General features: G+C 65.1%; 27 protein-coding genes, 1 pseudogene and 1 riboswitch. Of the genes and pseudogenes, 14 read left to right on the plus strand and 14 right to left on the minus strand.

Going from position 1 to position 24,464, the window contains the following annotated elements:
- The first annotated feature begins 43 nt into the window (after positions 1-43).
- Positions 44-604, plus strand: a complete 561-nt coding sequence (gene pyrE, locus ACX80O_RS02850) for an orotate phosphoribosyltransferase (protein ID WP_459305954.1) — start codon at positions 44-46, stop codon at positions 602-604.
- A gap of 15 nt (positions 605-619) precedes the next feature.
- The gene (locus ACX80O_RS02855; RefSeq protein WP_459305952.1) at positions 620-1,621 is read left to right on the plus strand and encodes a thioesterase domain-containing protein; all 1,002 of its coding nucleotides are present in this window, start codon (positions 620-622) and stop codon (positions 1,619-1,621) included.
- Here the strand turns inward: ACX80O_RS02855 and ACX80O_RS02860 are convergent.
- Together ACX80O_RS02860 and ACX80O_RS02865 are read right to left on the minus strand one after the other, a co-directional pair.
- Positions 1,615-2,349, minus strand: a complete 735-nt coding sequence (locus ACX80O_RS02860; protein ID WP_459332475.1) for a tyrosine-protein phosphatase — start codon at positions 2,347-2,349, stop codon at positions 1,615-1,617. The two genes, ACX80O_RS02855 and ACX80O_RS02860, sit on opposite strands and share 7 nt — an antisense overlap.
- Positions 2,350-2,352: 3 nt before the next feature.
- Positions 2,353-3,132 carry an HAD-IIA family hydrolase gene (locus ACX80O_RS02865; protein WP_459305948.1) on the minus strand — a complete coding sequence of 260 codons (780 nt, stop codon included), beginning with the start codon at positions 3,130-3,132 and terminating at the stop codon, positions 2,353-2,355.
- 63 nt (positions 3,133-3,195) lie between these two features.
- Between ACX80O_RS02865 and ACX80O_RS02870 the strand changes: the two genes are divergently transcribed.
- The 3 genes from ACX80O_RS02870 (at position 3,196) to ACX80O_RS02880 (ending at position 5,363) form a co-directional block, all read left to right on the plus strand.
- Positions 3,196-3,861, plus strand: a complete 666-nt coding sequence (locus ACX80O_RS02870; protein ID WP_459305946.1) for a TrmH family RNA methyltransferase — start codon at positions 3,196-3,198, stop codon at positions 3,859-3,861.
- 61 nt (positions 3,862-3,922) lie between these two features.
- The gene (fbaA, locus tag ACX80O_RS02875) at positions 3,923-4,942 is read left to right on the plus strand and encodes a class II fructose-bisphosphate aldolase (protein ID WP_459305944.1); all 1,020 of its coding nucleotides are present in this window, start codon (positions 3,923-3,925) and stop codon (positions 4,940-4,942) included.
- Position 4,943: 1 nt separating this feature from the next.
- Positions 4,944-5,363: a DUF3151 domain-containing protein gene (locus ACX80O_RS02880; RefSeq protein ID WP_459305942.1), complete on the plus strand. Its 420-nt coding sequence runs from the start codon at positions 4,944-4,946 to the stop codon at positions 5,361-5,363.
- 8 nt (positions 5,364-5,371) lie between these two features.
- Here the strand turns inward: ACX80O_RS02880 and ACX80O_RS02885 are convergent, their stop codons facing one another.
- Entirely contained in the window at positions 5,372-5,968 is a 597-nt protein-coding gene (locus tag ACX80O_RS02885; protein ID WP_459305940.1) for a hypothetical protein, read from the minus strand.
- A gap of 47 nt (positions 5,969-6,015) precedes the next feature.
- On the opposite strand from ACX80O_RS02885, the gene ACX80O_RS02890 reads away from it, so the two are divergent.
- From ACX80O_RS02890 to ACX80O_RS02905, 4 genes and pseudogenes are all read left to right on the plus strand, one after another.
- Positions 6,016-6,402 carry a DoxX family protein gene (locus ACX80O_RS02890; RefSeq protein ID WP_459332476.1) on the plus strand — a complete coding sequence of 129 codons (387 nt, stop codon included), beginning with the start codon at positions 6,016-6,018 and terminating at the stop codon, positions 6,400-6,402.
- Positions 6,403-6,587: 185 nt separating this feature from the next.
- Positions 6,588-7,874, plus strand: a complete 1,287-nt coding sequence (locus ACX80O_RS02895) for an adenylosuccinate synthase (RefSeq protein ID WP_459332477.1) — start codon at positions 6,588-6,590, stop codon at positions 7,872-7,874.
- Positions 7,875-7,882: 8 nt separating this feature from the next.
- On the plus strand, positions 7,883-8,149 hold the full coding sequence (locus ACX80O_RS02900; protein ID WP_459305935.1) for a DUF3253 domain-containing protein: 267 nt from the start codon (positions 7,883-7,885) through the stop codon (positions 8,147-8,149).
- 258 nt (positions 8,150-8,407) lie between these two features.
- Positions 8,408-10,128, plus strand: a pseudogene (locus ACX80O_RS02905) (diguanylate cyclase domain-containing protein); the annotation flags it as partial.
- On the opposite strand, the gene ACX80O_RS02910 reads toward ACX80O_RS02905, so the two are convergent.
- Together ACX80O_RS02910 and ACX80O_RS02915 are read right to left on the minus strand one after the other, a co-directional pair.
- Positions 10,121-10,897 carry a SurA N-terminal domain-containing protein gene (locus tag ACX80O_RS02910; protein WP_459332478.1) on the minus strand — a complete coding sequence of 259 codons (777 nt, stop codon included), beginning with the start codon at positions 10,895-10,897 and terminating at the stop codon, positions 10,121-10,123. The pseudogene ACX80O_RS02905 and the gene ACX80O_RS02910 overlap by 8 nt on opposite strands.
- A gap of 112 nt (positions 10,898-11,009) precedes the next feature.
- The gene (locus ACX80O_RS02915) at positions 11,010-11,504 is read right to left on the minus strand and encodes a DUF427 domain-containing protein (RefSeq protein WP_459305929.1); all 495 of its coding nucleotides are present in this window, start codon (positions 11,502-11,504) and stop codon (positions 11,010-11,012) included.
- A 71-nt stretch (positions 11,505-11,575) separates the two neighbouring features.
- On the opposite strand from ACX80O_RS02915, the gene ACX80O_RS02920 reads away from it, so the two are divergent.
- The gene (locus ACX80O_RS02920; protein WP_459332479.1) at positions 11,576-12,382 is read left to right on the plus strand and encodes a carbon-nitrogen hydrolase family protein; all 807 of its coding nucleotides are present in this window, start codon (positions 11,576-11,578) and stop codon (positions 12,380-12,382) included.
- 36 nt (positions 12,383-12,418) lie between these two features.
- Here the strand turns inward: ACX80O_RS02920 and ACX80O_RS02925 are convergent, their stop codons facing one another.
- The 8 genes from ACX80O_RS02925 to ACX80O_RS02960 form a co-directional block, all read right to left on the minus strand.
- On the minus strand, positions 12,419-12,922 hold the full coding sequence (locus tag ACX80O_RS02925; protein WP_459305927.1) for a CoA-binding protein: 504 nt from the start codon (positions 12,920-12,922) through the stop codon (positions 12,419-12,421).
- Positions 12,919-14,250: an O-acetylhomoserine aminocarboxypropyltransferase/cysteine synthase family protein gene (locus ACX80O_RS02930; protein ID WP_459305926.1), complete on the minus strand. Its 1,332-nt coding sequence runs from the start codon at positions 14,248-14,250 to the stop codon at positions 12,919-12,921. The genes ACX80O_RS02925 and ACX80O_RS02930 overlap by 4 nt, the downstream gene beginning before the upstream one ends.
- Positions 14,250-15,395, minus strand: a complete 1,146-nt coding sequence (sfnG, locus tag ACX80O_RS02935; RefSeq protein WP_459332480.1) for a dimethylsulfone monooxygenase SfnG — start codon at positions 15,393-15,395, stop codon at positions 14,250-14,252. The genes ACX80O_RS02930 and sfnG overlap by 1 nt, the downstream gene beginning before the upstream one ends.
- Positions 15,396-15,400: 5 nt before the next feature.
- A riboswitch (SAM riboswitch) is annotated at positions 15,401-15,505 on the minus strand.
- A gap of 267 nt (positions 15,506-15,772) precedes the next feature.
- Positions 15,773-17,734 carry an acetate--CoA ligase gene (gene acs, locus ACX80O_RS02940; RefSeq protein ID WP_459332481.1) on the minus strand — a complete coding sequence of 654 codons (1,962 nt, stop codon included), beginning with the start codon at positions 17,732-17,734 and terminating at the stop codon, positions 15,773-15,775.
- Positions 17,710-18,636 (minus strand): ABC transporter permease, encoded by a 927-nt coding sequence (locus ACX80O_RS02945; RefSeq protein ID WP_459332482.1) that lies wholly within the window; start codon positions 18,634-18,636, stop codon positions 17,710-17,712. The genes acs and ACX80O_RS02945 overlap by 25 nt, the downstream gene beginning before the upstream one ends.
- Positions 18,633-19,673: an aliphatic sulfonate ABC transporter substrate-binding protein gene (locus tag ACX80O_RS02950; protein WP_459332483.1), complete on the minus strand. Its 1,041-nt coding sequence runs from the start codon at positions 19,671-19,673 to the stop codon at positions 18,633-18,635. The genes ACX80O_RS02945 and ACX80O_RS02950 overlap by 4 nt, the downstream gene beginning before the upstream one ends.
- Positions 19,674-19,823: 150 nt before the next feature.
- Entirely contained in the window at positions 19,824-20,636 is an 813-nt protein-coding gene (locus tag ACX80O_RS02955) for an ABC transporter ATP-binding protein (RefSeq protein ID WP_459332484.1), read from the minus strand.
- Between the two features lie 173 nt (positions 20,637-20,809).
- On the minus strand, positions 20,810-20,989 hold the full coding sequence (locus ACX80O_RS02960) for a hypothetical protein (protein ID WP_459332485.1): 180 nt from the start codon (positions 20,987-20,989) through the stop codon (positions 20,810-20,812).
- A gap of 82 nt (positions 20,990-21,071) precedes the next feature.
- Between ACX80O_RS02960 and ACX80O_RS02965 the strand changes: the two genes are divergently transcribed.
- Positions 21,072-22,052 (plus strand): GlxA family transcriptional regulator, encoded by a 981-nt coding sequence (locus ACX80O_RS02965; RefSeq protein ID WP_459332486.1) that lies wholly within the window; start codon positions 21,072-21,074, stop codon positions 22,050-22,052.
- A 22-nt stretch (positions 22,053-22,074) separates the two neighbouring features.
- Positions 22,075-22,491 (plus strand): CoA-binding protein, encoded by a 417-nt coding sequence (locus ACX80O_RS02970; protein WP_459305914.1) that lies wholly within the window; start codon positions 22,075-22,077, stop codon positions 22,489-22,491.
- 6 nt (positions 22,492-22,497) lie between these two features.
- Here the strand turns inward: ACX80O_RS02970 and ACX80O_RS02975 are convergent, their stop codons facing one another.
- Positions 22,498-23,325 (minus strand): DUF1206 domain-containing protein, encoded by an 828-nt coding sequence (locus ACX80O_RS02975; protein ID WP_459332487.1) that lies wholly within the window; start codon positions 23,323-23,325, stop codon positions 22,498-22,500.
- A 60-nt stretch (positions 23,326-23,385) separates the two neighbouring features.
- On the opposite strand from ACX80O_RS02975, the gene ACX80O_RS02980 reads away from it, so the two are divergent.
- On the plus strand, positions 23,386-23,781 hold the full coding sequence (locus ACX80O_RS02980; RefSeq protein ID WP_459332488.1) for an MmcQ/YjbR family DNA-binding protein: 396 nt from the start codon (positions 23,386-23,388) through the stop codon (positions 23,779-23,781).
- Positions 23,768-24,292 carry a DUF1990 domain-containing protein gene (locus ACX80O_RS02985; protein WP_459332489.1) on the plus strand — a complete coding sequence of 175 codons (525 nt, stop codon included), beginning with the start codon at positions 23,768-23,770 and terminating at the stop codon, positions 24,290-24,292. Before ACX80O_RS02980 ends, ACX80O_RS02985 begins: the two co-directional genes overlap by 14 nt.
- Positions 24,293-24,464 lie beyond the last annotated feature (172 nt).

Consider the following 24,464-nt stretch of genomic DNA (forward strand, 5'->3'; position numbering starts at 1 on the left):
GCCCTCGCATGTCGCTGCTGGTCGAGCCATTAGGATTGCATCCATGACAGCTACCGTCGCCCGAGACCGCCTGCGCGAACTCATCCAGGACCTGGCCATCGTGCATGAGAAGGTCACTTTGTCCAGTGGGAAGGATGCCGATTACTACATCGACCTCCGCCGGATCACCCTCCACCATGAAGCCTCGCAGCTGGTGGGCGTGGTCATGCTGGAGCTTCTCGACGACGCCGGCATTACCTTCGAAAGCGCTGGCGGTCTGACCATGGGCGCCGACCCCGTGGGTACGGCCGTCATGCACGCCGCGGCCCGCGACAACCGCGGCATTGACGCGTTCGTGGTGCGCAAGACCCAAAAGACCCACGGCATGGCCCGCCAGGTGGAAGGCCCCGATGTTGCCGGCCGGCCCGTCGTCGTGCTCGAAGATACCTCGACCACCGGTGGCTCGGCGCTGACCGCTGTGGAGGGTGTCCGGCGGGCGGGCGGCCTGGTGCAGGCGGTGGCAGTGATCGTTGACCGGGACACCGGCTCGAAGGAGCGGATCGAGTCCGAAGCGGGTGTGCCGTACCTTTACGCGTTCGGCAAAGACGAGCTCGGTTTGGGCTAGCGCCCCCTCACACCCATGACTGACGATTCCGAGCGGCTGCTTCGCTATGCGCACGGGGTCAAGGGGATGTCCCGCCGGTCATTCCTGATTGGCTCGGGGTTCGGCCTCACGCTGGCTGCCGATCTGTTCCTGACCCGGCGAATTCAGGAGGAACGCGAAGAACTGCAAATCCTGCCCGTCAAGGACGACGAGGCGGCGCGGCGGTTCCCGCGAGCCCGCTGGATCATTTTCCCCGGCTACAAAACCGGTTGGGAGGAGGGCGGCTGGATTGCTAATTCGCTGCAGCCCGCTCTCAGCCAGCGCGGGCAGATTTCCGTGCTGGGATATTCCAACCGCGGGCTCAATGTCGCCACCATCGTTGCGGCGCTGAACCGGTACGTGCGGATCTTCCAGGTGGAAACCTTGTATTTCTACGGGCACAGTTTCGGCGGAATGGTGGCTGTTGAGGTGGCGTCGCAGCTGCGCGGCCTCGGCATCAACGTGGAGCTGATCATCCTTGATTCCAGTCCGCACTCCCGCACCGATGTGCTGGACCAGGCGGTTTTCGAGGGCGTGGTGTTCCTGTACGACGCCGGCTACCGGGTGCCGACCGTGTTGCGGGGCGGCTACGAGCTCGGGGAGCGAATCGTCAACAAGGATGAGCGCTCCTGGCAGCAGATCCTCAACCAGACCCTCGAACAGCTGTCCCCGCTCGCGCCGTCCAGCGTGCTGATCCAGTCGCAATCGTCCTACATCTACCACTACAACGTCACCCGGTTTCAGGGGACCCTCGGCGATACCCAGATCGCGTTCATCGGGAATCCCAACGACGGCACTGTCAACTACTCGACCACCCGGCCGGGCTGGGCGGAGGCGTTCCCCGACAATCTGGTGTCGGCTGACTACGTGACCGAGGGGGCGCTTCCGGCCCACGCCAGCCCGCAGTGGAACCCGCTGATCTACCAGAGCATCGTGGTGGCACTGCAGGATGAGTTTCTCCCGCTTCCGCGCGGCGGGTTCCTTAGGACCGTCTACTGACCACTGAGTGTCCGCCGCAGCTGCGCTAGGTCGGCGCGGTCCATGCCGGCACCCGTCAGGAAGGCGTCAACGGTCCCGAACTCCCGGCGCAGCCCATCGATGAACGTCGCCATGGCGGCGGCCGGGGAGGTGAGGATGACCGGCGGGTTTTCAAACGAAATCCGGTCCGCCCCCGCCGGGGCGTTCCCCACCCAGAGCTTCGCGAGCGCCGGCAGGATCAGCGGGAGGGCCCCCGTGGTGTGGGCGTAGTCCTGGATGATCAGGTCATCGGAGACCCCCGCCACCAGAAGGACGACGGCGGTGATCACCCCCGTCCGATCCTTACCCGCCGCGCAGTGCACCAGCGTGGTCCGGCCCGCCGCGATCGGCGCCAGAGCGCTGACCACCACTTCGGGGCGGCTATGCAACCAGCCGACGTAATGGTTTCCCAGGTCCTCTGCGGTCAGTAGGTCAAAGGTGGAGGCGGGGTTCGCCTCGGACGGGTCGAGCGGCGCAGTGACCACGTCGATCCCGGCGTCCGCCGCCACCAGCCACGGCACCATGGTGGCCTCGCGGTTGCTCCGCAGGTCAACGATCGTCTCAATCCCCTTGCCCCTGAGGAAGCCCATGATTGCATCACGATCCCAGCCGAAGGGCTGACTGGAGCGGAACACCAGTCCGGGTACCGGCGCCTGGGGATCGGCGGCGGTGAGCTCAGCGATGTCGCGAAGGTTCAGAATTCCCGGCACCGGCTACACCTGGTCGATGAGGTCAGCCACCGAGTCCATGATCTGTGCCGGCCGGAAGGGATAGGCGTCAATATCGGCACGCTGGGTGATCCCGGTCAGCACCAGCACCGTGTGCAACCCGGCTTCCATCCCCGCGATGATGTCAGTGTCCATCCGGTCCCCGATCATCGCCGTCGTCTCGGAGTGAGCGTCAATTTGGTTCATCGCCGACCTGAACATCATCGGATTGGGCTTACCCACAATGTAGGGGACACGGCTGGTGGCAGCGGTGATCAGCGCCGCCACGGCCCCGGTAGCAGGCAGCGGACCTTCCTTGGACGGTCCGGTCACGTCGGGGTTGGTCGCGATGAACCGGGCTCCGCCTTCCACCAGCCGGATCGCCTTGGTGATGGCCTCGAACGAGTAGGTGCGGGTCTCGCCGAGGACCACGTAGTCGGGGTGCTGATCGGTGAGCACAAAACCCGCGTTATGCAACGCCGTCGTTAAACCAGCCTCACCGATAACATAGGCGCGTCCGCCCGGCAGCTGTTCTTTCAGGAACTGCGCGGTGGCGAGGGCCGAGGTCCACAGGTTCTCTTCCGGGATTTCCAGGCCCGACGCCTTGAGCCGGGCTGCCAGGTCACGCGGGGTGTAGATCGAGTTATTAGTGAGCACCAGGAACCGTTTGGAGGTGGTCACCCAGCGGTCAATCAGGTCAGCAGCACCCGGGATGGCCTGATTCTCGTGGACGAGGACGCCATCCATGTCAGTCAGCCAGCATTCGATGTGTTCGTTCTCGCGCATATGATCTCTCCCTGCTGTCCGGGCGGTGCTATCCGTCCCAGTCTTTCACCTTAGGCTGGGAGCGTGAAAGAAAATCCCGAAACTCCACTGGTCCCGGTCGGCGTCGGGCCCTGGGAGGGTCAGCTGCCGGAGGGCAGCCACTGGGATCCCGACCTGCTCGCGGCAGGGGACACCCGCAACGTGGTCGACCAGTACCGCTATTGGGCGCACGACGCGATCGTCGCTGACCTGGACTCCCGCCGCCATACCTTCCATGTGGCGATCGAAAACTGGCAGCACGATCTGAATATCGGTTCGGTGGTGCGCACCGCCAACGCTTTCATGGCCAAGGAAGTCCACATCATTGGACGACGGCGGTGGAACCGTCGGGGCGCCATGGTCACCGACCGTTACCAGCATGTCCGGCACCACCCCACAGTGGAGGAGTTCGTGGCCTGGGCAACCGGAGAGGGACTGCGGATCATCGGGATCGACAATTTTCCCGACTCGGTACCGCTGGAAAGCTACGAGCTGCCCGGGAACTGTGTGCTGGTCTTCGGCCAGGAGGGGCCAGGGCTCACCCCCGAGGTGCACGCCGCTGCTGACGCCACCCTCTCCATCGCCCAGTTCGGGTCGACCCGCTCCATCAACGCGTCAGCCGCCGCAGCGATCGCCATGCACGGCTGGGTCCGCCGGCATGTGTTCAACCAGAGCGTCCAGGCCGTTTCTGTCGATCGACCAGTCGAATAGGATGGCTGGAGCGGTCCGTTTCCATCCCGCCTGTTAGCACGCATTCCACAAAGGAGTCCCTATGCCTATCGCAACACCTGAGATCTATTCGGAAATGATCGACCGTGCCAAGACCGGGGGATTCGCGTATCCGGCTGTCAACGTCACCTCCTCCCAGACACTCAACGCGGCCATCCGCGGGTTCGCTGAGGCGGGCTCCGACGGGATCGTGCAGGTCTCAACCGGCGGCGCCGCGTACTGGTCCGGCGCATCGGTGAAGGACATGGTGGTCGGGTCCCTCGGTTTCGCGGCATTCGCCCACGAGGTGGCCAAAAAGTATGACGTCAACATTGCCCTGCACACCGACCACTGCCCGAAGGACAAGCTGGACGACTTCGTCCTTCCCCTCCTTGCAGCGTCGGAAGAAGCGGTCAAGCGCGGCGGCAACCCCATCTTCCAGTCCCACATGTGGGACGGCTCAGCCGAAACCCTTGAAGAGAACCTGCGCATCGCCAAGGACATCCTGCCCCGGGCGGCGGCAGCCAAGATCATCCTCGAAGTCGAGATCGGCACCGTCGGCGGCGAAGAGGACGGCGTCGAAAACGCTATCAACGACAAGCTCTACACCACCGTCGACGACGCCCTGGCCACCGTCGAGGCGCTGGGCTCCGGCGAGCACGGCCGCTACCTGACCGCCCTAACCTTCGGCAACGTGCACGGCGTGTACAAGCCGGGCGGCGTCAAGCTGCGCCCCGAGATCCTCAAGGACATCCAGGACCAGATCGGCGCCAGGTTGGGGAAAGACAAGCCCTTCGACCTGGTGTTCCACGGCGGGTCCGGCTCGTCGGCGCAGGAAATCTCCGACGCCGTCTCCTTCGGTGTCATCAAAATGAACATCGACACCGACACGCAGTACGCGTTCACCCGCCCGGTCGTTGACCACATGCTCAAGAATTACGACGGCGTCCTGAAGGTCGATAACGAGGTGGGCAACAAGAAGGTCTATGACCCACGAGTGTGGGGAGCAGCAGCCGAAGCCGGGCTCGCCGCCCGCGTCGTCGAGGCTGCAGCATCCCTGGGCTCCGCCGGGAAGAAGCTCTAATATGTCGGACGAATTCCGCCGCAATCTACTCGGCCCCGATCCCACCCTGCTTCCCGAGGAGACGGATCTCGGGGCACGGCTGGCCGCCGGTGACGAGGCGGTTGACCTCGCTGCCAAGTACCCGACGTCGTCGTTGGTGTGGGCCATCCTCGCCGACGAGGCGTACGGCGAGGGGCGCACCATCGAGTCCTATGCGTACGCCCGTACCGGCTACCACCGGGGCCTCGATGCCCTCCGCCGGAACGGCTGGCGGGGAACCGGCCCGGTCCCGTACTCGCATGAACCCAACCGCGGGTTTTTGCGGTCCCTGTACGCATTGGGCCGGGCCGCGGCCTCCATCGGCGAGATTGATGAGGCCGAACGGATTGCCAAGTTCCTTGGTGAATCCGACCCCGACGCCAGCAAGCAGCTCGGCAAGTAGCCAGCCGACTATGGCCGCTTGATGCTGGTCACCACGGTGACCAGCATCGGCGCGGCCGGGGCTGAGCTGAAACCAAACCGCACCGGGGGTGTCAGCCGGGCAAGTCCGCCCACATCGGTCCCGTCCCAGCTGGCCGTTACCGCGACGATTTTCCGTGCCATGGTCACCCCGTAATATTCGGTACGGCCATTCCCTGCTGAGCCGGCCGTCCTGACGCCCGGCATGAGCAAACCCGCCACCGGATTGATCAGCCTGAGCCAGCGGGGTGAGGTCCCCAGCCGGCGGGGGACGAGGCGTAGCAGCCGTCCCAACCCGGTCACGCCGCCCAGTTCGGCAGTGACCCTGAGAGGCCCGGCTGCGACGGTCAGGATGCCGTCGCTGAGCGTCGAGATCACGTCGACCACCAGCACCCGGTCGAACTGGTAGGTGGCGCTGACATAGTCGGCCACCACCTGGGTGGGAGCGAGCAGCGTCCGGCTCCCGCCGTCGTCCTCCACCATCACGTCGGTGAAGGCCCCGAGCGGCGACTCCGTCCAACGGCCCACCACCAGTCGAGTGCCCGAACCGGTGCCAAGCCCGGCGATGTTGCCAACGAAACGATCCATGAGCACATTCTCCCCTCCAGCGGCGCTGCGAGTGGCATCATGGCCCTATGCAGAAGAAGCGGATCGACCTGGTATGGCTCGCGCTTGCGGCGGTGCTTGCCTTGTTCTTCGTCCGGGCGGGGATCGAGAAGGTCATCGGGGTACCCGCAGCACTGCTCCCCTTCCAAAAATCGGGCTTACCAGGGTGGACCGTCTACCTGACGGCTGCCCTCGAATTCATCGGCAGCGCCGCACTGTTCGTGCCCCGGGTCCGTACCCTGGGGGCGCTGCTGCTCGTGCTGGTCATGGCCGGGGCGGCGGTGACCAACATCGTCAACGGTGACGCCAACTATGTGTGGACCAACGTGCTGCTGGGCGCCGGCGCCCTGGTCCTTGCCTGGCAGGGCCGCCCCTATCTGTTCGACCGCTCCCGGCGGGACAACCGCCCGGGCTGAGGGGGGACGAGGAGTCGCCCATTGACCACCGCAGCTGAACGCCGGCAGGATCTGTTGCTAAACTTGGCTGGTAAGAGCCCCAGATCTCTTGCAGTCACGCAGCAGTAGGTTTTGGGGCATTCTCATGCACTTCTGGCGGCATCGCGTGTTGTGCGGGTGCTGCCGCAATGATGGGGGAGGATCCCATGCCAGCGATCGTTATTGTCGGAGCCCAATGGGGCGACGAAGGTAAAGGCAAAGCAACCGACCTGCTCGGCGGACGGGTTGACTACGTCGTCAAGCCGAACGGCGGAAACAACGCAGGGCACACCGTCGTCGTTGGCGGTGAAAAGTATGAACTGAAGCTCCTGCCCGCTGGCATCCTGAGCCCCAACGCAATCCCGATCATCGGCAACGGCTGCGTCATCAACCTCGAGGCGCTCTTCGAGGAGATCGAGGGGCTGGAGGCCCGCGGCGCCGACACCTCGAAGCTGCGCATCTCGGCGAACGCCCACCTGGTGGCGCCATACCACCAGGTCCTTGATAAGGTCACCGAACGGTTCCTCGGCAAGCGGGCCATCGGCACCACCGGGCGTGGCATCGGCCCCGCCTACATGGACAAGGTGGCCCGGCTGGGGATCCGGGTCCAGGACGTCTTCGACGAGTCAATCCTGCGCCAGAAGGTTGAAGGGTCGTTAGCCCAGAAAAACGAGTTGCTGGTCAAGGTGTACAACCGCCGCGACGTCGAGGTGGAGGAGGTGGTCGACTACTTCCTGTCCTTCGCCGACCGGCTCCGCCCGCTCGTCATCGACAGCACCTACGTGCTCAACGAAGCCCTCGACGCCGGCAAGGTGGTCCTCATGGAGGGCGGCCAGGCCACCTTCCTCGACGTGGACCATGGCACCTACCCGTTCGTGACGTCGTCGAACCCCACGGCCGGTGGCGCTTCGGTCGGGTCGGGGATCGGGCCCACCCGGATCAGCCGCGCCGTGGGCATCATCAAGGCCTACACCACGCGGGTCGGAGCCGGGCCGTTCCCCACCGAACTCTTCGACGACATGGGCATGTACCTGCAGACCAAGGGCGGCGAGTTCGGTGTCAACACTGGCCGCCCGCGACGCTGTGGCTGGTACGACGCCGTGTTGGCCCGCCACGCCGCCCGCGTCAACGGGTTCACGGACTACTTCGTGACGAAACTCGATGTGCTCACCGGGATCGAGCGGATCCCAGTCTGTGTGGCGTACGAGGTCGACGGCGTCCGGCACGATGAGATGCCGATGACCCAGACCGACTTCCACCACGCCAAACCCGTCTTCGAGTATTTTGAGGGCTGGACCGAGGACATTACCACGGCGCGCACCATCGACGACCTGCCGGAGAACGCTCAGGTGTACGTGCGGGCGCTGGAGAAGATGTCCGGCACGCGCTTCTCGGCCATTGGGGTGGGCCCGGACCGTGACCAGACCATCGTCATCAACGACCTGATCGGCTAGACCAGCCAGTGGATCCCGCCAGCGACGACACCGGCCAGCTCCTCGAGGGCGCCATCCGGCGGCTACTCGACCAGCGAAAGCCGGAGGCGACGATCTGCCCGTCGGAGGCTGCACGAGCCGTGTCCGACGGGCAGTGGCGGGACCTGATGGAGGCGTCCCGCGAGGCCGCCAAGCGCCTGGTCGCCGCCGGTGAGGTGGAAATCACCCAGGGCGGGACGGTCATTGACCCCTCGACGATCAAGGGCCCCATCAGAATTCGACGCCGGCGGGCCTAACCTTCCGGTGTGGTAGCTCACGCCGACGGACCTTACATTTCGGCTCGGCCCGCCGACAGTTCAGTGCGGAGCAGACGGTCAGCTGACCGGGCCGTCGCCCACACCGACTTTTCGAGGGGCAGTCATGACGCCGATGGCGTTTTCAGAGCGGGTATTTCCCGCCCACCGGCGTTTGCCGTGAGCGCCACCGGGCTGGACTACGAAGCCCTGTTTCAGTACGCGCCGATGGGGTATCTGCTGACCGACGACAACGGCGTCATCACCAACGTCAACGAAACGTTCCTTATCTGGGCCGGCCACTCCCGCGCAGACCGGTTGAATACGCCGCTGCACGCGCTATTCCCGGCCGGGGACCAGTCCTTCTACACTATGCAGTGCGTCCCCCAGCTGACCCTGGTCGGTGCCGTCTCCGAGATTGCTCTGGAGGTCGTGGGCAAGGACGGCGCCCGACGTGCAGCGTTGCTGTCCGCGAACCGGGTTTCGGCCTCTGACACCACACCGGCGATGGTCCGGGTCGGGATTTTCGGTGCACACCAGCGTTTGCGGTACGAGAAGAGTCTGCTTGATGCGCGACGCCGGGCCGAGGAGTTGGAGGCGAGGTGGGCCGCAGCCGAGGCCGGGCTGCAGCACCCGGCCCTCCACGACGCCCTGACGGGGCTGTTGAACCGGGCTGGCCTGATCCAGGAGCTCGGTGCTGTGCTGTCGGACGCCGGCGCCTCAGCCGGACACGCCGTGGTGTTCTTCGTTGACCTTGACCATTTCAGGGCGGTCAACGACAGCCTGGGCATGCTGCCGGTGACGAGCTGCTGAGTTTGGTGGCGGGACGGCTTCGGGAATCAGTGAGTGAACCGCTGCGCATCGCGCGGCTATCCGGTGACGAGTTCGTCGTCGTCGAAATGGTCGACGACACGGCCGAGGTGGGGACGGTGGCCGGGCGGCTGCTGGAGTCACTGAACCCACCGATCATGATCGAGGGTCTTGAGGTGGTGGTGGGCGCGAGCATCGGGGCGGCGATCTTTGAGGACGGCGATACGCCAGAGCGGCTGCTGCACCGGGCCGATATTGCGATGTACCAGGCGAAGGCCAGTGGGCGGAACGCCTGGGAGCTGCACGATTCCTCCCAGTCCGACCCGGCAGTCGACAGAATGCGGCTGTTGGGCGAACTGCGGCACGCCATTGCCAACGGTGAACTCCGCGTGTACTACCAGCCGCGGGTGAACCTGCGGAACGGCTGCCTGACCGGTGTCGAGGCGCTGGTGCGGTGGGAACACCCCAGTAGAGGACTGTTGCCGCCGTCGGACTTCATTGGGCTGGCCGAGGAATCAGGGCTGATCCGTGAACTGGGGGCGTGGGTGCTCGACGAGGCGGTGGCGCAGGCGGTGCGGTGGGCTGCAGATCACCCAACGCGTGGTCCGGTGGAAATGGCGGTGAATCTTTCCACCCGGCAACTCACTGATCCTGAACTCCCGCGGCGGGTCGGGGCGGTGCTGGCGCGGCACGGCTTTGATCAGTCCCTGCTGACCCGTGAAATCACCGAGACGTCCCTGATGGTGGGGCCCGAGGCGGCCATGAAGGCGCTGACCGCGCTGAAGGCGCTGGGGGTAGGGCTGGCGGTTGATGATTTCGGGACCGGCTATTCGAGCCTGACCTATCTGCGGCAGTTTCCCATCGACGAGCTGAAGATCGACCGGTCGTTCGTGTCGGGGCTCGGTATCAATAGCGGCGATTCGGCAATTGTGGCCAGCTGCGTGCAACTGGCTCACGCTGTGGGTATCAAGGCGGTGGCCGAGGGCGTCGAGACGGGGGGCAGCGCTAAGCCCTCATCGATCTCGACTGCGATCTGGCACAGGGCTACCACTATGCCCGGCCGCTCCCAGCCGCCGAGTTGGCATCATGGTTCGCCATGGAATCTACCGAGCGGACGCACACCATTCCAGGTGCCGCAGCGCTCTAGCTGCGGCACCACAGGCACTACAGGTTGATCGTGACGTCAGCCTTTTCACGGAGGCTGGCCACCAGGGACTCCGCTGCCGCGGACTCTTTCTGGGTCTTGAGCTGCTCCTCAAGGGCCGGCTTTGCTTCTTCGAAGGGCGGCACCTCGGTCTCTTCACCGCTCTGGGCGTTCTGTTCTTCCTGCTGGGCCACCGCCTCGTCGTAGGCGGTGGTGAGCTCCTCCTCGGAAGGTGCGGCGTCCCCCGCCTCTTCCTTGATGAGCTGCTCCACCTGGACCTGGGTGGCAAGCTGTTCGTTGACTGTTGCCTCGTCCATGCCCTGCTCGGCAAGCGCGGCATAGAACTCATCGGCTGAACCAAGCTGGTTGGCTGCGACGAGCTCGTCGAGTGCTGCGGTAGTTGCTTCCTCGCTTGCCTCAAGCCCCCGCTCGCCAGCTTCCTGAACCAGCAGTTCGGTACCGATCATCCCCTCAACGGTCTGGGTTTTCAGCTCATCCTGGTCGACAGCTTCCCCGGACATCTGTGACTGGATCGCGGCCTGCTCGTACTGGGCGGTGTAAACCGACTCAAAATCAGCTTTGAGGATCTCGGTGCCGTTCACCAGAGCGACGACGTCGGGCACGCCCTCAAGATCGGGCTCGGCGACTTCTGGAGCCGCGTCGGGTGCTGGGCTTTCGCTGGCGGGGGACTGGGACGTCTCGGACCCTGACTCGCTGCCGCTTTCGGGCGTGCCGCATGCTGACACCACCGAAACAATTCCGGCCAAGGTAATACTCAGTAACAACTTCTTCCGCACAATATTCTCCTGCCAGATAGATAACCAACCTGCGAAGTTATCAGCTTTCTATGAGCGTTAGCTGGACGCTACCTTTTGACGGCGGGTTTGGGCCGCCAGGACGGGGCCAGGACTACCAGCCCCAGGTGCCGGGCGCTCCTTTGAAAGGGCCCACAAGGCGGCCGGTGATCCAGCCGCCGTAGAAGTCGCCCTCCTGCGCCGTGACCACCTCGCCGTCGATCAGGCAGCGGTCCATCGCTCCCGGGTAAATCGCCACCCGGGTCTGCAACGCCTCGAAGCCGGGGGTGGGGCTGGGATAGGTCCAGCCGGCGCGCTGCACGCGATGGCGCCCACTGACGACGTCGTAATAGGCAGCCATGCCCTTGTACTCACACAGCGATGAGCCCTCCGCGGGGACCAACGTGCCGGCCACGAAGTCGTCGATCGGTACGTAGTACACCGGCGGGTGGCTGGTTTCGAGGACCCGGACCGCGGTGGTGCTCTCGGCAATCACCGCCCGGCCAAACTCGATCACTATCCGCTCGGTGGTGTTCTCCAGCCGGGGCGGCCGCGGGTAGTCCCACACGGACTCCTGTCCAGGACCAGGGACGATAGGTTGCAGTCTCATAATTCAACGATAGGACCTTCAGGCATTCGGTAGGCTGTAAGAGCATCTATTTCATGATGAAAGCGGCGACAATGAAGATCAGCGTTGGGCAGTTCCGGCCGGGCGGCGACGTCTCGGACAACCTCAGGATCATGCGGGGGCTCGCCGAGAAGGCGCGTTCCGAGGGGTCGGAGCTGATCGTCTTTCCCGAAGAATCCATGTTCTCCATCGGGAAGGTAGAGGGGTCGCTGGCGGCCGCGGTGGACGAGAACTGGTCGACGTTCGTGCAGCAACTGTCCTTCGTCGCCGCCGAACTGGGCATCGCCATTGTTGCCGGCGGGTACGAGGGCAGCGGCGAGGATCGCCCCTACAACACGCTGGTGCTGGTCGACGCCACCGGCAAGATTGTGGACACCTACCGCAAGCTGCACCTCTACGACGCCTTCAGCTACCAGGAGTCCACCCGGATCAAGCCGGGCGACGGCGGTATCAAGGTGGTCACGATCGGTGAGCTGACGGTGGGCCTGATGACCTGCTACGATATCCGCTTCCCGGAACAGGCGCGGGCGCTTGCGGACCGTGGGGCGGACCTGATCCTGGTGCCGGCCGCCTGGTTCAAAGGCGACCACAAGGTGGACCACTGGGAGACCCTGCTGAAGGCCCGCGCCATCGAGAACACCGTCTGGATTGCCGCGGCGGGAACCTCCAGCGGGCACACCATCGGCCACTCAGCCATCCTCGACCCGATGGGCATTCCGCAGGTTTTCCTCAATGATGAGAGTGAGGGCGTGGTCACCACCGATGTGTCACGCCGACGGATCGCCGACGTCCGACAGTTCCTGCCCGTCCTGAAGAACCGCCGCTTCGCGCGCAACGAGGAGATCGTCGAGTCCCACTAGCCCCGGACCAATGGATCTTTGTTTGGTGGGGTCGGGCTAGGCGGTGACCCGGCGCTTCGACGAAATCACTCCCGTGTTGAAACCGGCCAGGTTCAGTCCGCCGTGGAATCGTGCGTGCTCAATCTTGATACACCGGTCCATGACGACATTCAGTCCCGCCTTTTCGGCGTCGTGCGCAACGCCCTCATGCCAGGACCCCAGCTGCAGCCACAGCGTCTGCGCGCCGACCGCCTTGGTCTCCTCCAGGACGCCTGGGAGGTCGTCGTGCTTCCGGAACACGTCAACAATGTCGGGGACCTCGGGCAGGTCGGCGAGTGACGCGTACACCGGCTGCCCTAGAATCTCCTTGGCCACCGGGTTCACGAAGTACAGCCGGTAGGGCGACGACGACTGCAGGTACGTTGCCACGAAGTACGACGCGCGGGACGGCTTGTCCGACGCCCCAACAATTGCCACGGACTTGGCATTCCGCAGGAGGGAGAGCCGTTCGGGTGCTGACGGGCCCTCCCAGGTCCGCACCGTTTCCGGGCCAGCGCTCATGCCTGAACTCCTTCGGTTGAACCCGGTGCCGCAGCGAGCTGGGGCGCTGTGGCAAGATCCAGCGCCTGGTCGATGTCCCACAGAATATCTTCCAGGTCCTCCAGCCCGATCGAAATCCTGACCAGGTCCTCCGGGATGCCGGCCGTGACCAGCTGTTCGGCGGAGAGCTGCTGGTGCGTCGTCGAGCCGGGGTGGATGACCAGGGTGCGTGCGTCGCCGACGTTCGCCAGATGCGAGGCGAGCTGTAGTGATTCAATGAACTTCTGCCCGGCCGCCCGGCCGCCCTTCACCCCGAAGCTGAAGACCGATCCCGGCCCCTGCGGCAGGTATTTGGCTGCCCGCTCGAAGTGACGATGCGAGGGGAGCCCGGCGAAGTTCACGTATTCAACCCGCGGGTCGTTCTCGAGCCACTCGGCGACCGCCTGCGCGTTGGCCAGGTGCTCGTCCATCCGCTGGGCCAGGGTTTCGACGCCCTGCAGCAGCTGGAACGCGGACATGGGGGACAGGGACGGGCCGATGTCCCGCAGCTGTTCGGTGCGCAGCTTGGTCAGGAACCCGTACTCCCCGAAGTTGGCCCACCACTGGATGTTGCCGTAGGACGGCACCGGCTCCGTCATGGTGGGGAACTTGCCGTTGCCCCAGTTGAAGGTACCGGCCTCGACGACGACGCCGCCCAGGGTGGTCCCGTGCCCGCCGATGAACTTGGTGGCCGAGTGGATCACAATGTCCGCGCCGTGCTCGATCGGCCGGATCAGGTAGGGGGTGCTCAGGGTCGAGTCGATGATCAGCGGCACCCCGGCATCGTGGGCGATCTTTGCCAGCCCCTGAATATCGGCGATCTCGCCGGACGGGTTGGCGATCACCTCGGCGTAGACGGCCTTCGTGTTGTCTTGGATGGCCGCGGCATAGTCAGCGGGGTCGGTGCCGGGCACAAACGTGGTGTCAATGCCGAACCGGCGGAGGGTCACGTCAAGCTGGGTGACGGTGCCGCCGTAGAGCTGCGACGCGGCGACAATGTGATCCCCCGCCTGGCACAGCGCGGCGAAGGTGATGAATTCGGCGCTCATGCCCGACGCCGTCGCCACGGCCCCGATGCCGCCCTCCAGCGACGCAATCCGTTCCTCGAACGCGGCGACCGTGGGGTTGCCGATCCGCGAGTAGATGTTGCCGTACTTCTGCAGCGCAAACAGGTTGGCGGCGTCGGCCGTGTCCTTGAAGACGAACGACGTCGTCTGGTAGATGGGTACCGCCCGGGCCCCATGGGCCGAGTCGGGAGTGCCTCCGGCGTGGAGGGCGCGCGTGCGGAAACCGAAGCTGCGGTCAGCCATCAGACACCTGCCTTAATCTGGTCGTCAACAATGAAATCTAGGCCCTCTTTGCGGGCGAGGTCCGCTTCGAGCTCGCGGACAATGGGAAGGATGTCTTTGCCGAAGGCTTCGACTTCCTCCTGGAAGTGCAGGTAGCAGGTCAGCATGAGGTTCACGCCGATCTTCTTGTACTCGACGATGCGCTCGGCAATCTGCTCGGGCGTCCCGATGAGCTGGGTCTTGAACCCGTCGTTGTACTGGATCAGGTCCTCGAAGGACGAGTCGGCCCACATGCCCTTGCCGTCCTTGGTGGACGCGCCAGCCTCCTGGACCGCGTCGCGGAACCCTTCGACGGCCGGCTTGTGCGCCTTGGCCACAATCTCGCGGAGGGTTTCGCGGGCCTCCTTCTCGGTATCGCGGGCGATCACAAACCCGTTGAGCCCGAACCTCGGGTGCCGTCCGGCGTCGGCTGCTGACGCCTGCACGCCAGCGACGTTCTCCTTGAACCCCTCGAGGTCCTTCCCGTTGGAGAAATACCAGTCGGCCACCCGGCCTGCGGTTGCCTGTGCCGCCGTCGAGTTCCCGCCGAAAAAGATCTCCGGGTGCGGCCGCCCCGGCACGTCAACGGGTGGCGGGTTGAGGGTGAAGTCGGTGATGTTGTAGTACTTCCCGGTCTGGGAGAAGTTTTGCTCGGTCCAGAGGCCGCGGAGAATCCTGATGAACTCCTCGGTGCGGACGTACCGTTCGTCGTGCTCCAGCCACGGCAGCCCGAACCCGGTGAACTCACTCTTCAGCCAGCCCGAGACGATATTCACTGCCGCCCGACCACCGGAAATGTGGTCGGCGGTGATAATGAACTTCGCGAGGACACCGGGCTGCCACATGCCCGGGTGGACGGCGGCGATCACCTTCAGCTTTTCGGTCGCGCCGAGCAACGCCAGCGAGAATGAGGTGGCCTCATGCTGCTTGTCGGCGCCATACGACGCCGCGTACCGGGTCTGCGAGAGGGCGTACTCGAAGCCGGCATTTTCTGCAATGCGCGCCAGTTTTTTGTTGTAGTCGAAGTCCCAGCTGGTGCGCTGCTCAATGGTCGACACCACCAGCCCGCCGCTCACATTGGGAACCCAGTAGGCGAACTTGAGGGGTTGGGATAGATCAATAGCCATGAAAACCTCCATCGTGCCTGGCATTAGCACCCTAATGTCACTGCCGGGGCAGTGGCCAGGGTTGCTGCGGTGTCAATGAGCCAGATCTCTCGTACCGCTCGGGATGGTCACCACCAGTGTGGCAGCCCCATCGCGGTAGGCCAAGAATGTTGCTCAGCGTTGCAGGTGTCGTCCTCAGTCACATGATGCAGGGCCTTGAGGTCGCCCGAGCTTCGGATCGGTGATCAACCCGGACCGCGGGGGTCAAACTGGAGATCGGTGGGCGGTATGTTCGCCACCGATACCCACTTTGACCCCGGGACGGCGATAAAGGTCACTGAAACCGGGTGGAAGGTCTCCGGGACGGCCGGAGGATGAGGCGCCGGCCGCGCGCGGGGTCACGGTGCTGCCCTCGCGGCCAGGACCGCCGCGATTCCCGGCACGCAGGCCTCATTCTGCAGCGAGGTAGTGTCACCGAGCGTGGTTCCCTCGTACAGCTGGGTCAGCAGCCGGCGCATGATCTTCCCGGACCGGGTTTTCGGGACGTCAGCGACGACGACGACGGCGGCCGGCTTGGCGATCGGCCCGATCACCGTCCCGACGTGGTCCCGCAGGATCCGGGCCACCTCATCCTCGGCCCTTGCCCCTTGTGATGCAGCCAGCACGACGAACGCGGTAATGGCGTGACCGGTCAGCGGGTCGGCGACCGGGCACACCCCGGCCTCGACCACCCATGGGTGGGCCACCAGCGCCGATTCAATCTCGATGGTCGAGAGCCGGTGACCCGACACGTTGAGCACGTCATCGATGCGGCCGAGGATCCAGGTGTCGCCGTCGTCGTCGTACCGGGCGCCGTCACCGGCCAGGAACCAGCCCTGGGCGGCGAACTTCCGCCAGTAGGAATCCAGGTACCGCTGCGGGTCGCCCCAGACGGTCCGGGCCATGGCGGGGCCGGTCTGGTCCACCACAATCAGGCCCTGCACTCCGGGCGGGACTGGGCGCCCGTCGTCGTCGACAATCCGGGTACTCACGCCGGGGAGGGCGCGGGATGCGCAGCCCGGTTTGAACGACGCATCGGTGGGGCGGGGAGACAGGATGGCGGCGCCGGTTTCGGACTGCCACCACGTGTCCACCACCGGCGTGGTGCCGGATCCGAGGTGCTCCCTGAACCAGCGCCAGGCCTCAGGGTTGGTCGCCTCGCCAACGGTGCCGAGGAGCCGGATGCTGGAGAGGTCGTAACCGGACGGTACGCCGTCCGGGAACCAGCCCATCAGTGACCGGATCAGGGTGGGCGCCGTGTAGTAGCTGGTCACGCCGTAGCGCTCGATGATCTCAAAGTGCCGTCCCGGGTGGGGTGTGTTGGGGGTGCCCTCGAAGATTACTTGGGTGGCGCCGTTGGCGAGCGGCCCGTAGATCTCGTAGGTGTGGGCGGTGACCCAGGCCAGGTCGGCGGTACACCAGTGCACGTCGGTGTCCCGCCGGGCCGGGTCGGGGTGGCTGAACAGGTAATCGAAACTCCACGACGCCTGGGTGAGATACCCGCCGGAGGTGTGCACCAGGCCCTTGGGTTTCCCGGTGGTCCCGGAGGTGTACATGATGAACAGGGGAGTCTCGGCGTCGAATGCCTCGGCGGTGTGGTGCGGGGATGCGGCGCCGACGGCGTCATGCCACCAGACGTCGCGGCCCTCGGTCCACTCGATGTCACTGCCAGTGCGGCGGATCACCAGGACGTGCTCGATGCTGGTGGACCCTGACACGGCCTCGTCGGCGTTGGCCTTGACCGGCACCGCCAGGCCGCGACGGTACTGCCCATCGGTGGTGACCAGCAGTTTCGCACCGGTGTCTTCGACCCGGAACCGGAGCGCCTCGGCGGAGAACCCGCCGAACACCAGCGAATGGACCGCGCCGATCCGGGCGCAGGCCAGGGTGACGACGACGGTTTCCACCAGCACGGGCAGGTAGATGACCACCCGGTCGCCCTGGCCGATCCCGAGGTCAAGCAGGGCGTTGGCGGCGCGGGACACCTCGTCCTGCAGATCAGCGTAGGTAACTGTGCGCCGGTCGCCGGGCTCGCCTTCAAAGTGCAGGGCAACCTTGTCACCCCGCCCGGCGTTGACGTGGCGGTCCACGCAGTTGTGTGCCACGTTGAGACGGCCACCAACGAACCACTCGATCACCGGCACGGTGAGGTCTTCCTCCGCCCCGCCCGGGGCGGGGCGGGCCGGATCGAAGGTGTGCACGGTCGACCACTCGGTGGCCCAGTCCAGCCGGCGCGCCTGCCGCTCCCAGAACGCCAGCCGGCCGGTCTCGGTCAACGGGTCGGTTTCCTGCAAGGTCACGCCCATCGTCGCACCGCCCATTTTTCGGCAATCCCTAGGAGCGCGTCGGTGGTTTTGCCGATGACAGCCAGCAGGATGATCGCTAGGAAAATCCTGTCCACCCGTCCATTGTTTTGCGAGTCGCTGAGCAGATATCCCAGCCCCAGGGAAGAGGCGATCAGTTCCGCAGCGACCAAGAACAGCCACGCCTGGGCGAGGCCCAGCCGCAGTCCGGAGAAGACCGAGGGAATCACGGCAGGTAGCTGCACCGTGGTCAGCAGCTTGAACCCGTTGAGCCCGAACGCCCGGCCGGCCTCCACCAGGTTCCGGTCCACATGGCGTAACGCCAGATACACAGTGGTGAAGACCGGGAAGAAAGCCCCGATGAGGATCAACGTGATCTTCGAATCCTCACCGATCTTCATCCAGAGGATCAGCAGCGGCACCCAGGCCAGCGACGGAACGGCCCGCAGCGCGCCGATGGTCGGTGCGAGGAGGGCATCGGCGATCCGCGACAGTCCCACCAGGGAGCCGATCGCCAAGCCCAACGCGGCGCCGAAGGTGAAGCCCAGCAGCACCCGTTGGGTGGAGATGCCAACATGGGTCAACAGTTCGCCGCGCTGTATCAGCTCGACGGCGGCGTTGAACACTGTCGCGGGTGGCGGCACCTGGACGGCGCTGAACAGGCCGGTCACCGAATTCAGCTGCCACACGGTGACGATCAGCGTGGGCAGGATCAGTCCGAGGAGCAGGCGCACCCAGCCGAGCCGCAGCGGACCGGCCTGGGACCATCCCTGGGCCGGCCCACCCCGTTCGGGCTGCGGCTGGGCGGCGCCTGCCGTTGTGAGGGTGGAGCCTGGGGCTGCCAAGGGTGCAAGCCCCTCGGGCCTGACCACTCCCGTAACGCTGTTCCCGGTGAGATAGGGATTCCCGCCGTGGGTCATGAGGAGGCCTCAATCGCTGCGGGGTCCGCGTTACGCACCAGGGAGTCATCAAAGAGGGTGTCCAGTGCTTCATCGACCTGCTCCTGGCTGGAGACGTCACCGGATTCGACGAACACCGGTCCAATCTTCTCCAACACGGCCCGCTGCGCCTCGCCTGGGGCCGGGTCGACGTTGAGGTTGGTGCGGTCGATGATGACCGCGTTGGCGATCTCGACGTCGATTCCCGCCACCTCAGCGAGAATCTCGGCCGTTTCCTCAGGGTTTTCCGTCGCCCATTCGCGGGCCTTCTCGTAGGCGTTCACCACGGTCTGGGCCACCTCGGGGCTCTCCGCCAGGAAGTCTTCGGTGGCGTTGAGAAAGCCGTAGGTGTTGAAGTCGATGTCCCTGAAGAACAGGGTGGCTCCGTCCTGCTCGGCTGAGGCCATGATCGGGTCGAGCCCGGACCAAGCGTCGACCGACCCGTTGGCGAGGGCTGCCCGCCCGTCGGCGTGCTGCAGGTTCTGGACCGTCACCTCGGAGGGATCGATCCCGCCGGCCTCAAGGGCCTGCAGGAGGAAGAAGTAGGGGTCAGTCCCCTTCGTTGCGGCGATCGACTTGCCGCGCAGATCCTCGATCTCCTTGATGTCGGAATCCGCGTTGGTCACCAGAGCAGCCCATTCCGGCTGGGAGTAAATGTCGATCGCCTTGATCGGCGACCCGTTGGATCGGGCCAGAAGTGCTGCCGAACCGGCGGTCGAACCGACGTCGATAGCTCCGGCACGCAACGCCTCATTGGCTTTGTTCGAGCCGGCGGACTGGATCCAGTTGACGGTGATCTTCTCGGCAGCCAGCTCGTCCTCAAGCCACCCCTGTTCCTTGATGATCAGGCTCAGCGGGTTGTAGGTGGCGAAGTCGATATTCAGCTCACCACCGACGGGCCCCGCAAATTCGGCGTCCTCACCAGCCATGCAGCCCGTCAGCGTGAGCGAGGCGACGGCGGCCAGGGACACGACGGCCAGGACGGAACGGCGGGGGACAGGTGTTGGTTTGCGGTTCATGAGGATCCTTCGAGTGGGACAGTCGTCCGAGACGGGTTGTGTGAGACGAGCAGAAGTGAGGTGGTGCAAGTGCGGCGCTGGGTACGGAGAGACTGCGAAGCGGTGAGGTAGTGGCGCCCGTGGGCAGAGCGGAGAAGAGGAGGACGCGGCCTAGTGGCCGGTGACTCCGAGGGAAGCCAGCAACGAGCTGCGCATTCGGCCCAGATCCGCCGAGTTGCGGTTGCGGGGGCGGTGACCGGGCACGGTCAACACTTCGGCAATTGTCGCGCCGGGGCGGTCACCGTCGGCGCCAAGGACGATGATGCGGTCCGCGAGTTGCAGTGCTTCGTCGACGTCGTGGGTCACGAGCAGCACAGTGGTGGGCTGGGCGCGGTGAATATCGAGCAGGAGGTCCTGCATCTTGATCCGGGTGAGGGCGTCCAGCGCACCGAACGGTTCGTCGAGGAGGAGGACGCCCGGGTTGCGGGCCAGCGCGCGCGCCAGGGAAGCCCGCTGCGCCATTCCGCCGGAGACTTCCCGCGGCCGGTGCTTGGCGAACGAATCCAGTTCGACCAAGTGCAGCAGTTCGGCCACTTTCGCTTTGCCTTCGCTGGCGCTGGAAGCTTTGGGTAGTCCGATCGCCACATTGGCCTGCAGGGTGTGCCAGGGCAGCAGCCGTGGCTCCTGGAAGGCGACGGCGCAGCGTTCGTCGATACCGTGGACTTCAAGACCGTCGATGAGTACCGATCCGGCGTTGAGTGCGTCGAGTCCGGCGACCGCCCGTAACAGGGTGGACTTGCCGCAGCCGCTGGGCCCCAGAATGGCAAGTACCTCGCCGGCCTGAACCTCGAAGTTGATGTCCCGCAGGACGGCGCGGCGGTCGGAGGCGGGGCCGAAGCTGCGCCCCAGGCCGATAAAGGTGATGTCGAGTGCCTGCTTGGTGGCCAGGGAAGTTCGCGGGTGTGGTGATGCCAGAACGCTCATAGAGTCAACTCCATCGGTCCTGGCGGTAGCACCCTACTGTCACCGGTTAACTGTGGGCAGCCGGATGGCCAGGGTTGCTGCGGCTTCATCGATCCAGGTCTCTCGGCCGCTCGGGATGGTCAAGCCCTACTAAACCCCTGTACGCCGGTGATGTGCAAGTGTGGGCGTAACAATCAGTTATCTCCGGGCTCCAGGGTGTGGCGGTATCCAATGCTGGGAAGATGCTCGGCGGTCCAGGGGTCACGGGACCGGACGGGCGGAGCCTGCCCGGAACCGTCCCGAACGATGGCCCTGAATACCTGCACCGCGGCAGTAAATATTGCGATCAATGCGAAGGCTGTCATCAGTTCCATACCCTTGATGATCCGCTCGCCCAGAATCGAAAAACAGTGGCGGAAATGACCATGTTCAACAAATTCCTGCCATACTGGTCTCGTGCTGAAAAGTGTTGCGGTGGTAGTCCTCCCGGGCATGGCGCCCTTCGAATTCGGTGTGGTGTGCGAGGTCTTCGGATCAGACCGTACCGCCTACGGGGTGCCTCCCTTCGACCTTCGGATCTGCGCTGACAGGCCAGGCTTGGTGCCAACCAGTCTGGGTTTTGCCATTGAAGTTGACAACGATCTGTCGCCCGTTGCCACAGCCGACCTCGTAGTTGTGTGCCCCTACGACGGCGGGCGGACGCTACCCCAGCCCGTCATCGATGCCTTGCGGCAGGCAAACGAGCGGGGCGCCTGGATCCTTTCCGTCTGCAGCGGGGCATTCGTCTTGGCGGAGGCGGGACTGCTCGACGGGCGGCGGGCCGCAACCCATTGGAAGTATTCTCTGCGGCTGGCCGATGACTATCCGGAAGTTACGGTCGACGAGGATGTGCTTTACGTCCAGGACGGCAACATCATTACCAGTGCAGGTTCCGCGGCAGGAATCGACGCCTGTCTCCATCTGGTGCGGACCGAGCTGGGTAGCAAAGTTGCCAATGCAATAGCCCGGGGAATGGTGGTTCCACCTCACCGGGACGGAGGGCAGGCGCAGTACATCGACCGGCCGTTCCCGACTGTCAACGGGGACACAATGGAGCATCTTCTGGTCTGGTTGGGCGACCATCTGGAAGAGGACCAGCCCGTCAGCGCCCTCGCTGCCCGGATGCACATGTCCGAGCGCACGTTCGCCCGGAGATTCCGGGCTGAGACGGGAGCCACCCCGGCCGCCTGGGTCAACACCCAACGACTGTTACGTGCGCAGGTGCTCCTCGAGGAAACGGAGCTCAGCATTGACGCTGTAGCGACCAATTCAGGCTTCGGACAGGCTGTCCTGCTGCGGCACCATTTCAATCGGGCCCTTGGCATCAGCCCGGCCAGCTACCGCAGAACTTTCCGGGGAAAGCACCCCACGCAGGTAACTGTTCCGACTGGCAACTGATCGGATACAAGTGAGAGGCACCATGGCACACCGCAACGATCCCGAGTTGATCCGCTCCCTGCTCACGACGCCGGCGCGCTGGGCGGTGGTGGGACTATCCAATAACCCCCGGCGGGCAGCGCTCGGCGTCTCCCGGTTCCTGATCGACCACCTGGGGATGGAGGTCATCCCGGTGAGCCTCAAGGGTGATTCGGTACACGGGCAGACCGGGTATCAGCGGTTGGCCGATATCCCGGGGACCGTCGACGTCGTCGACTGCTTTGTGAACTCCTCGAAGGTGGGGGCGGTGGTGGACCAGGCCATTGCGGTGGGCGCGAAGGCCGTCTGGCTGCAGCTTGGGGTCATCGACGAGGCGGCAGCGGCTCGCGCGACGGCGGCGGGCCTCGCCGTCGTGATGGATACCTGCCCGGCGATGGAGGCTCCGGGTCTGGGGCTGTAACGTCAGCTACATTCTCTGGTATTTGGAGCGGATCACTAGGAACACACCGTAGGCGATCAGGCCCAGGGCGACGACGCCGAGGATCCACGCGCCATACGGCTGGTCCTGCAGGGACTTCAGGGCGCCGTCCAGGCCGGTGGATTCTTCGGGATTGTTCTTCACCGTCGCGACAATGAACAGCAGGCCCAGCACCAGCAGGGCAACACCCTTGGCGATGTAGCCAACCATGCCAAGCCGGATCACCGCGGTGCCCGCGCCGTTGCCTGGTAGCCCGGACAGGTTCTTGGTGAAATGTTTGGTGGCGCCGCTGTACACAAAGTAACCGCCGACGATCATCACCGCGGCGCCAACAGCCATCAGCAGGACCGAGCCGGCGGGGTTGGACATGAGGGAGGCGCTCAAGTTCTGGGTGCTTTCGCTGCTGTCTTTGCCGCCACCCGCGGCGTACGTGGCGAAGCTGCCGCCGATGACACCATAGGTGACCGCTTTGGCGCCGTTTTTCGCGCGGAACTTGAGCTTGTCGGAATCTTTCAGGCCGCGGGCGCCGAAGAACACTTCGCTGAGCAGGAACAGGGCCAGGGCGATCGAGCCAATGGCGCATCCCCACAGGAGTAGCGCCCCGCCGGGGCCGTCGCCCAGCGCGCTGATTGCGCCGCCCTGGTCGGCGCTACCGGACCCGCCCATCGCCACGCGGAGCGCGATCACGCCGATCAGCAGGTGGAGCAGGCCGGCGGCGATGTAGCCAGCCCGGGCCGCAATCTCTAGTGCCTTGGACTCCGAGACATCCTCGGCGACATCCACTGCCTTATCGGCCTGGCGTTTTGCCTCGCTCATGGTGCGCTCCTGCGGTTGGTGTCCTCCCATCCTGCCACTAGTTAGCGGTACGCTCACCCTATGGATCCGGTTGACCTGCGGGAGCTGTGCCTGGCGCTGCCGGGCACTTTCGAGGACTTCCCTTTCGGCCCTGCAGCGTCGGTGTTCAAGGTGATGGCTCCCGCGGGTACCGCGAAAATGTTCGCGTTATCCGATCTGTCGGACCCGCAGTTGTCGGTGAGCCTGAAGTGTGAACCTCAACTGGCGGAGCAACTGCGCGCCGCGCACCCGGAAATTGTGGGCGCCTACCACCTGAACAAAACTCACTGGAATGGTGTGTCGTGCACCGGCCGTCTCCCGGATCCGATGATCCGCGACATGATTGAGGATTCCTATGACCTCCTGGTGGCATCCCTGCCCATGAGGGACCGCGTAATGCTCGGCTGGAGCAGATGGGCAGCAGATGACGACACCTAGTTTCACCTATGAACCAGTTGGATTGAGTCAGCGCGGCGAATCCCCGGACGGCTTCCGGACGGTCAGCCGGCGGGTCAGGGTAGGCGCGGGGCACGCCGCGTATGCCCGCCTGGCGGATGGCATCCTGTCCTGGCAACTGCACCGCGGTGCCGGTCTCAGTGTGCCCGCAGACCAAGGGCGCGCCGTCGTCGGTCGCGAGGTGGTTCCCGGCTTCGGCGTCGGCCGGTTGCGCCTGCCGGCACCTTGCCGTGTGGTGTGGGCCGAGGAACCGGCCGACGACGGCGGTGCGCAGCGCGCCGGGTTCGGATACGGCACCTTACCTGGACACCCGGAACGCGGCGAAGAAGCCTTCATCGCCGCGCTGGCTCCGGACGGGGCGGTCTATTTCGAGGTGTTTGCCTTCAGCCGGCACGCCAACTGGTTCTTCGTCCTGGGCGCACCGGTGGCCCGGTTCTGCCAGGAGCTCGTCACCCGTCGGTATATCGCCGCCGCGCAACGGCTGGCCCGTTAGTTTCTCCACCCAAGGTGCCGGGCGGGTGCAGGTTTCCCCACCTTCTGGCCCTTACCCTGCGTGTCGCAGTGCAACACGCAGGGTTTCTGGGCGACCCAGACGACAAGGTGGGGAGACCTGCACGGTCAACGGGTGCTCAACAGCGGCACCCGCAAAGTGAACCGGACCAGCT

Source organism: Arthrobacter glycogeni, from assembly GCF_054511155.1.

Excerpts from the sequence above, each read along its gene's own strand:
- ACX80O_RS02970 (WP_459305914.1), top strand. The coding sequence starts at position 22,075 with ATGGCACACCGCAACGATCCCGAGTTGATCCGCTCCCTGCTCACGACG.
- ACX80O_RS02985 (WP_459332489.1), top strand. The coding sequence starts at position 23,768 with ATGACGACACCTAGTTTCACCTATGAACCAGTTGGATTGAGTCAGCGC.
- ACX80O_RS02855 (WP_459305952.1), top strand. The coding sequence starts at position 620 with ATGACTGACGATTCCGAGCGGCTGCTTCGCTATGCGCACGGGGTCAAG.
- ACX80O_RS02955 (WP_459332484.1), bottom strand. The coding sequence starts at position 20,636 with ATGAGCGTTCTGGCATCACCACACCCGCGAACTTCCCTGGCCACCAAG.
- ACX80O_RS02930 (WP_459305926.1), bottom strand. The coding sequence starts at position 14,250 with ATGGCTGACCGCAGCTTCGGTTTCCGCACGCGCGCCCTCCACGCCGGA.
- ACX80O_RS02925 (WP_459305927.1), bottom strand. The coding sequence starts at position 12,922 with ATGAGCGCTGGCCCGGAAACGGTGCGGACCTGGGAGGGCCCGTCAGCA.
- acs (WP_459332481.1), bottom strand. The coding sequence starts at position 17,734 with ATGGGCGGTGCGACGATGGGCGTGACCTTGCAGGAAACCGACCCGTTG.
- ACX80O_RS02915 (WP_459305929.1), bottom strand. The coding sequence starts at position 11,504 with ATGAGACTGCAACCTATCGTCCCTGGTCCTGGACAGGAGTCCGTGTGG.
- ACX80O_RS02890 (WP_459332476.1), top strand. The coding sequence starts at position 6,016 with ATGCAGAAGAAGCGGATCGACCTGGTATGGCTCGCGCTTGCGGCGGTG.
- ACX80O_RS02960 (WP_459332485.1), bottom strand. The coding sequence starts at position 20,989 with ATGGAACTGATGACAGCCTTCGCATTGATCGCAATATTTACTGCCGCG.
- ACX80O_RS02945 (WP_459332482.1), bottom strand. The coding sequence starts at position 18,636 with ATGACCCACGGCGGGAATCCCTATCTCACCGGGAACAGCGTTACGGGA.
- ACX80O_RS02980 (WP_459332488.1), top strand. The coding sequence starts at position 23,386 with ATGGATCCGGTTGACCTGCGGGAGCTGTGCCTGGCGCTGCCGGGCACT.
- ACX80O_RS02950 (WP_459332483.1), bottom strand. The coding sequence starts at position 19,673 with ATGAACCGCAAACCAACACCTGTCCCCCGCCGTTCCGTCCTGGCCGTC.
- sfnG (WP_459332480.1), bottom strand. The coding sequence starts at position 15,395 with ATGGCTATTGATCTATCCCAACCCCTCAAGTTCGCCTACTGGGTTCCC.
- ACX80O_RS02975 (WP_459332487.1), bottom strand. The coding sequence starts at position 23,325 with ATGAGCGAGGCAAAACGCCAGGCCGATAAGGCAGTGGATGTCGCCGAG.
- ACX80O_RS02895 (WP_459332477.1), top strand. The coding sequence starts at position 6,588 with ATGCCAGCGATCGTTATTGTCGGAGCCCAATGGGGCGACGAAGGTAAA.
- fbaA (WP_459305944.1), top strand. The coding sequence starts at position 3,923 with ATGCCTATCGCAACACCTGAGATCTATTCGGAAATGATCGACCGTGCC.
- ACX80O_RS02880 (WP_459305942.1), top strand. The coding sequence starts at position 4,944 with ATGTCGGACGAATTCCGCCGCAATCTACTCGGCCCCGATCCCACCCTG.
- ACX80O_RS02885 (WP_459305940.1), bottom strand. The coding sequence starts at position 5,968 with ATGGATCGTTTCGTTGGCAACATCGCCGGGCTTGGCACCGGTTCGGGC.
- ACX80O_RS02920 (WP_459332479.1), top strand. The coding sequence starts at position 11,576 with ATGAAGATCAGCGTTGGGCAGTTCCGGCCGGGCGGCGACGTCTCGGAC.
- pyrE (WP_459305954.1), top strand. The coding sequence starts at position 44 with ATGACAGCTACCGTCGCCCGAGACCGCCTGCGCGAACTCATCCAGGAC.
- ACX80O_RS02865 (WP_459305948.1), bottom strand. The coding sequence starts at position 3,132 with ATGCGCGAGAACGAACACATCGAATGCTGGCTGACTGACATGGATGGC.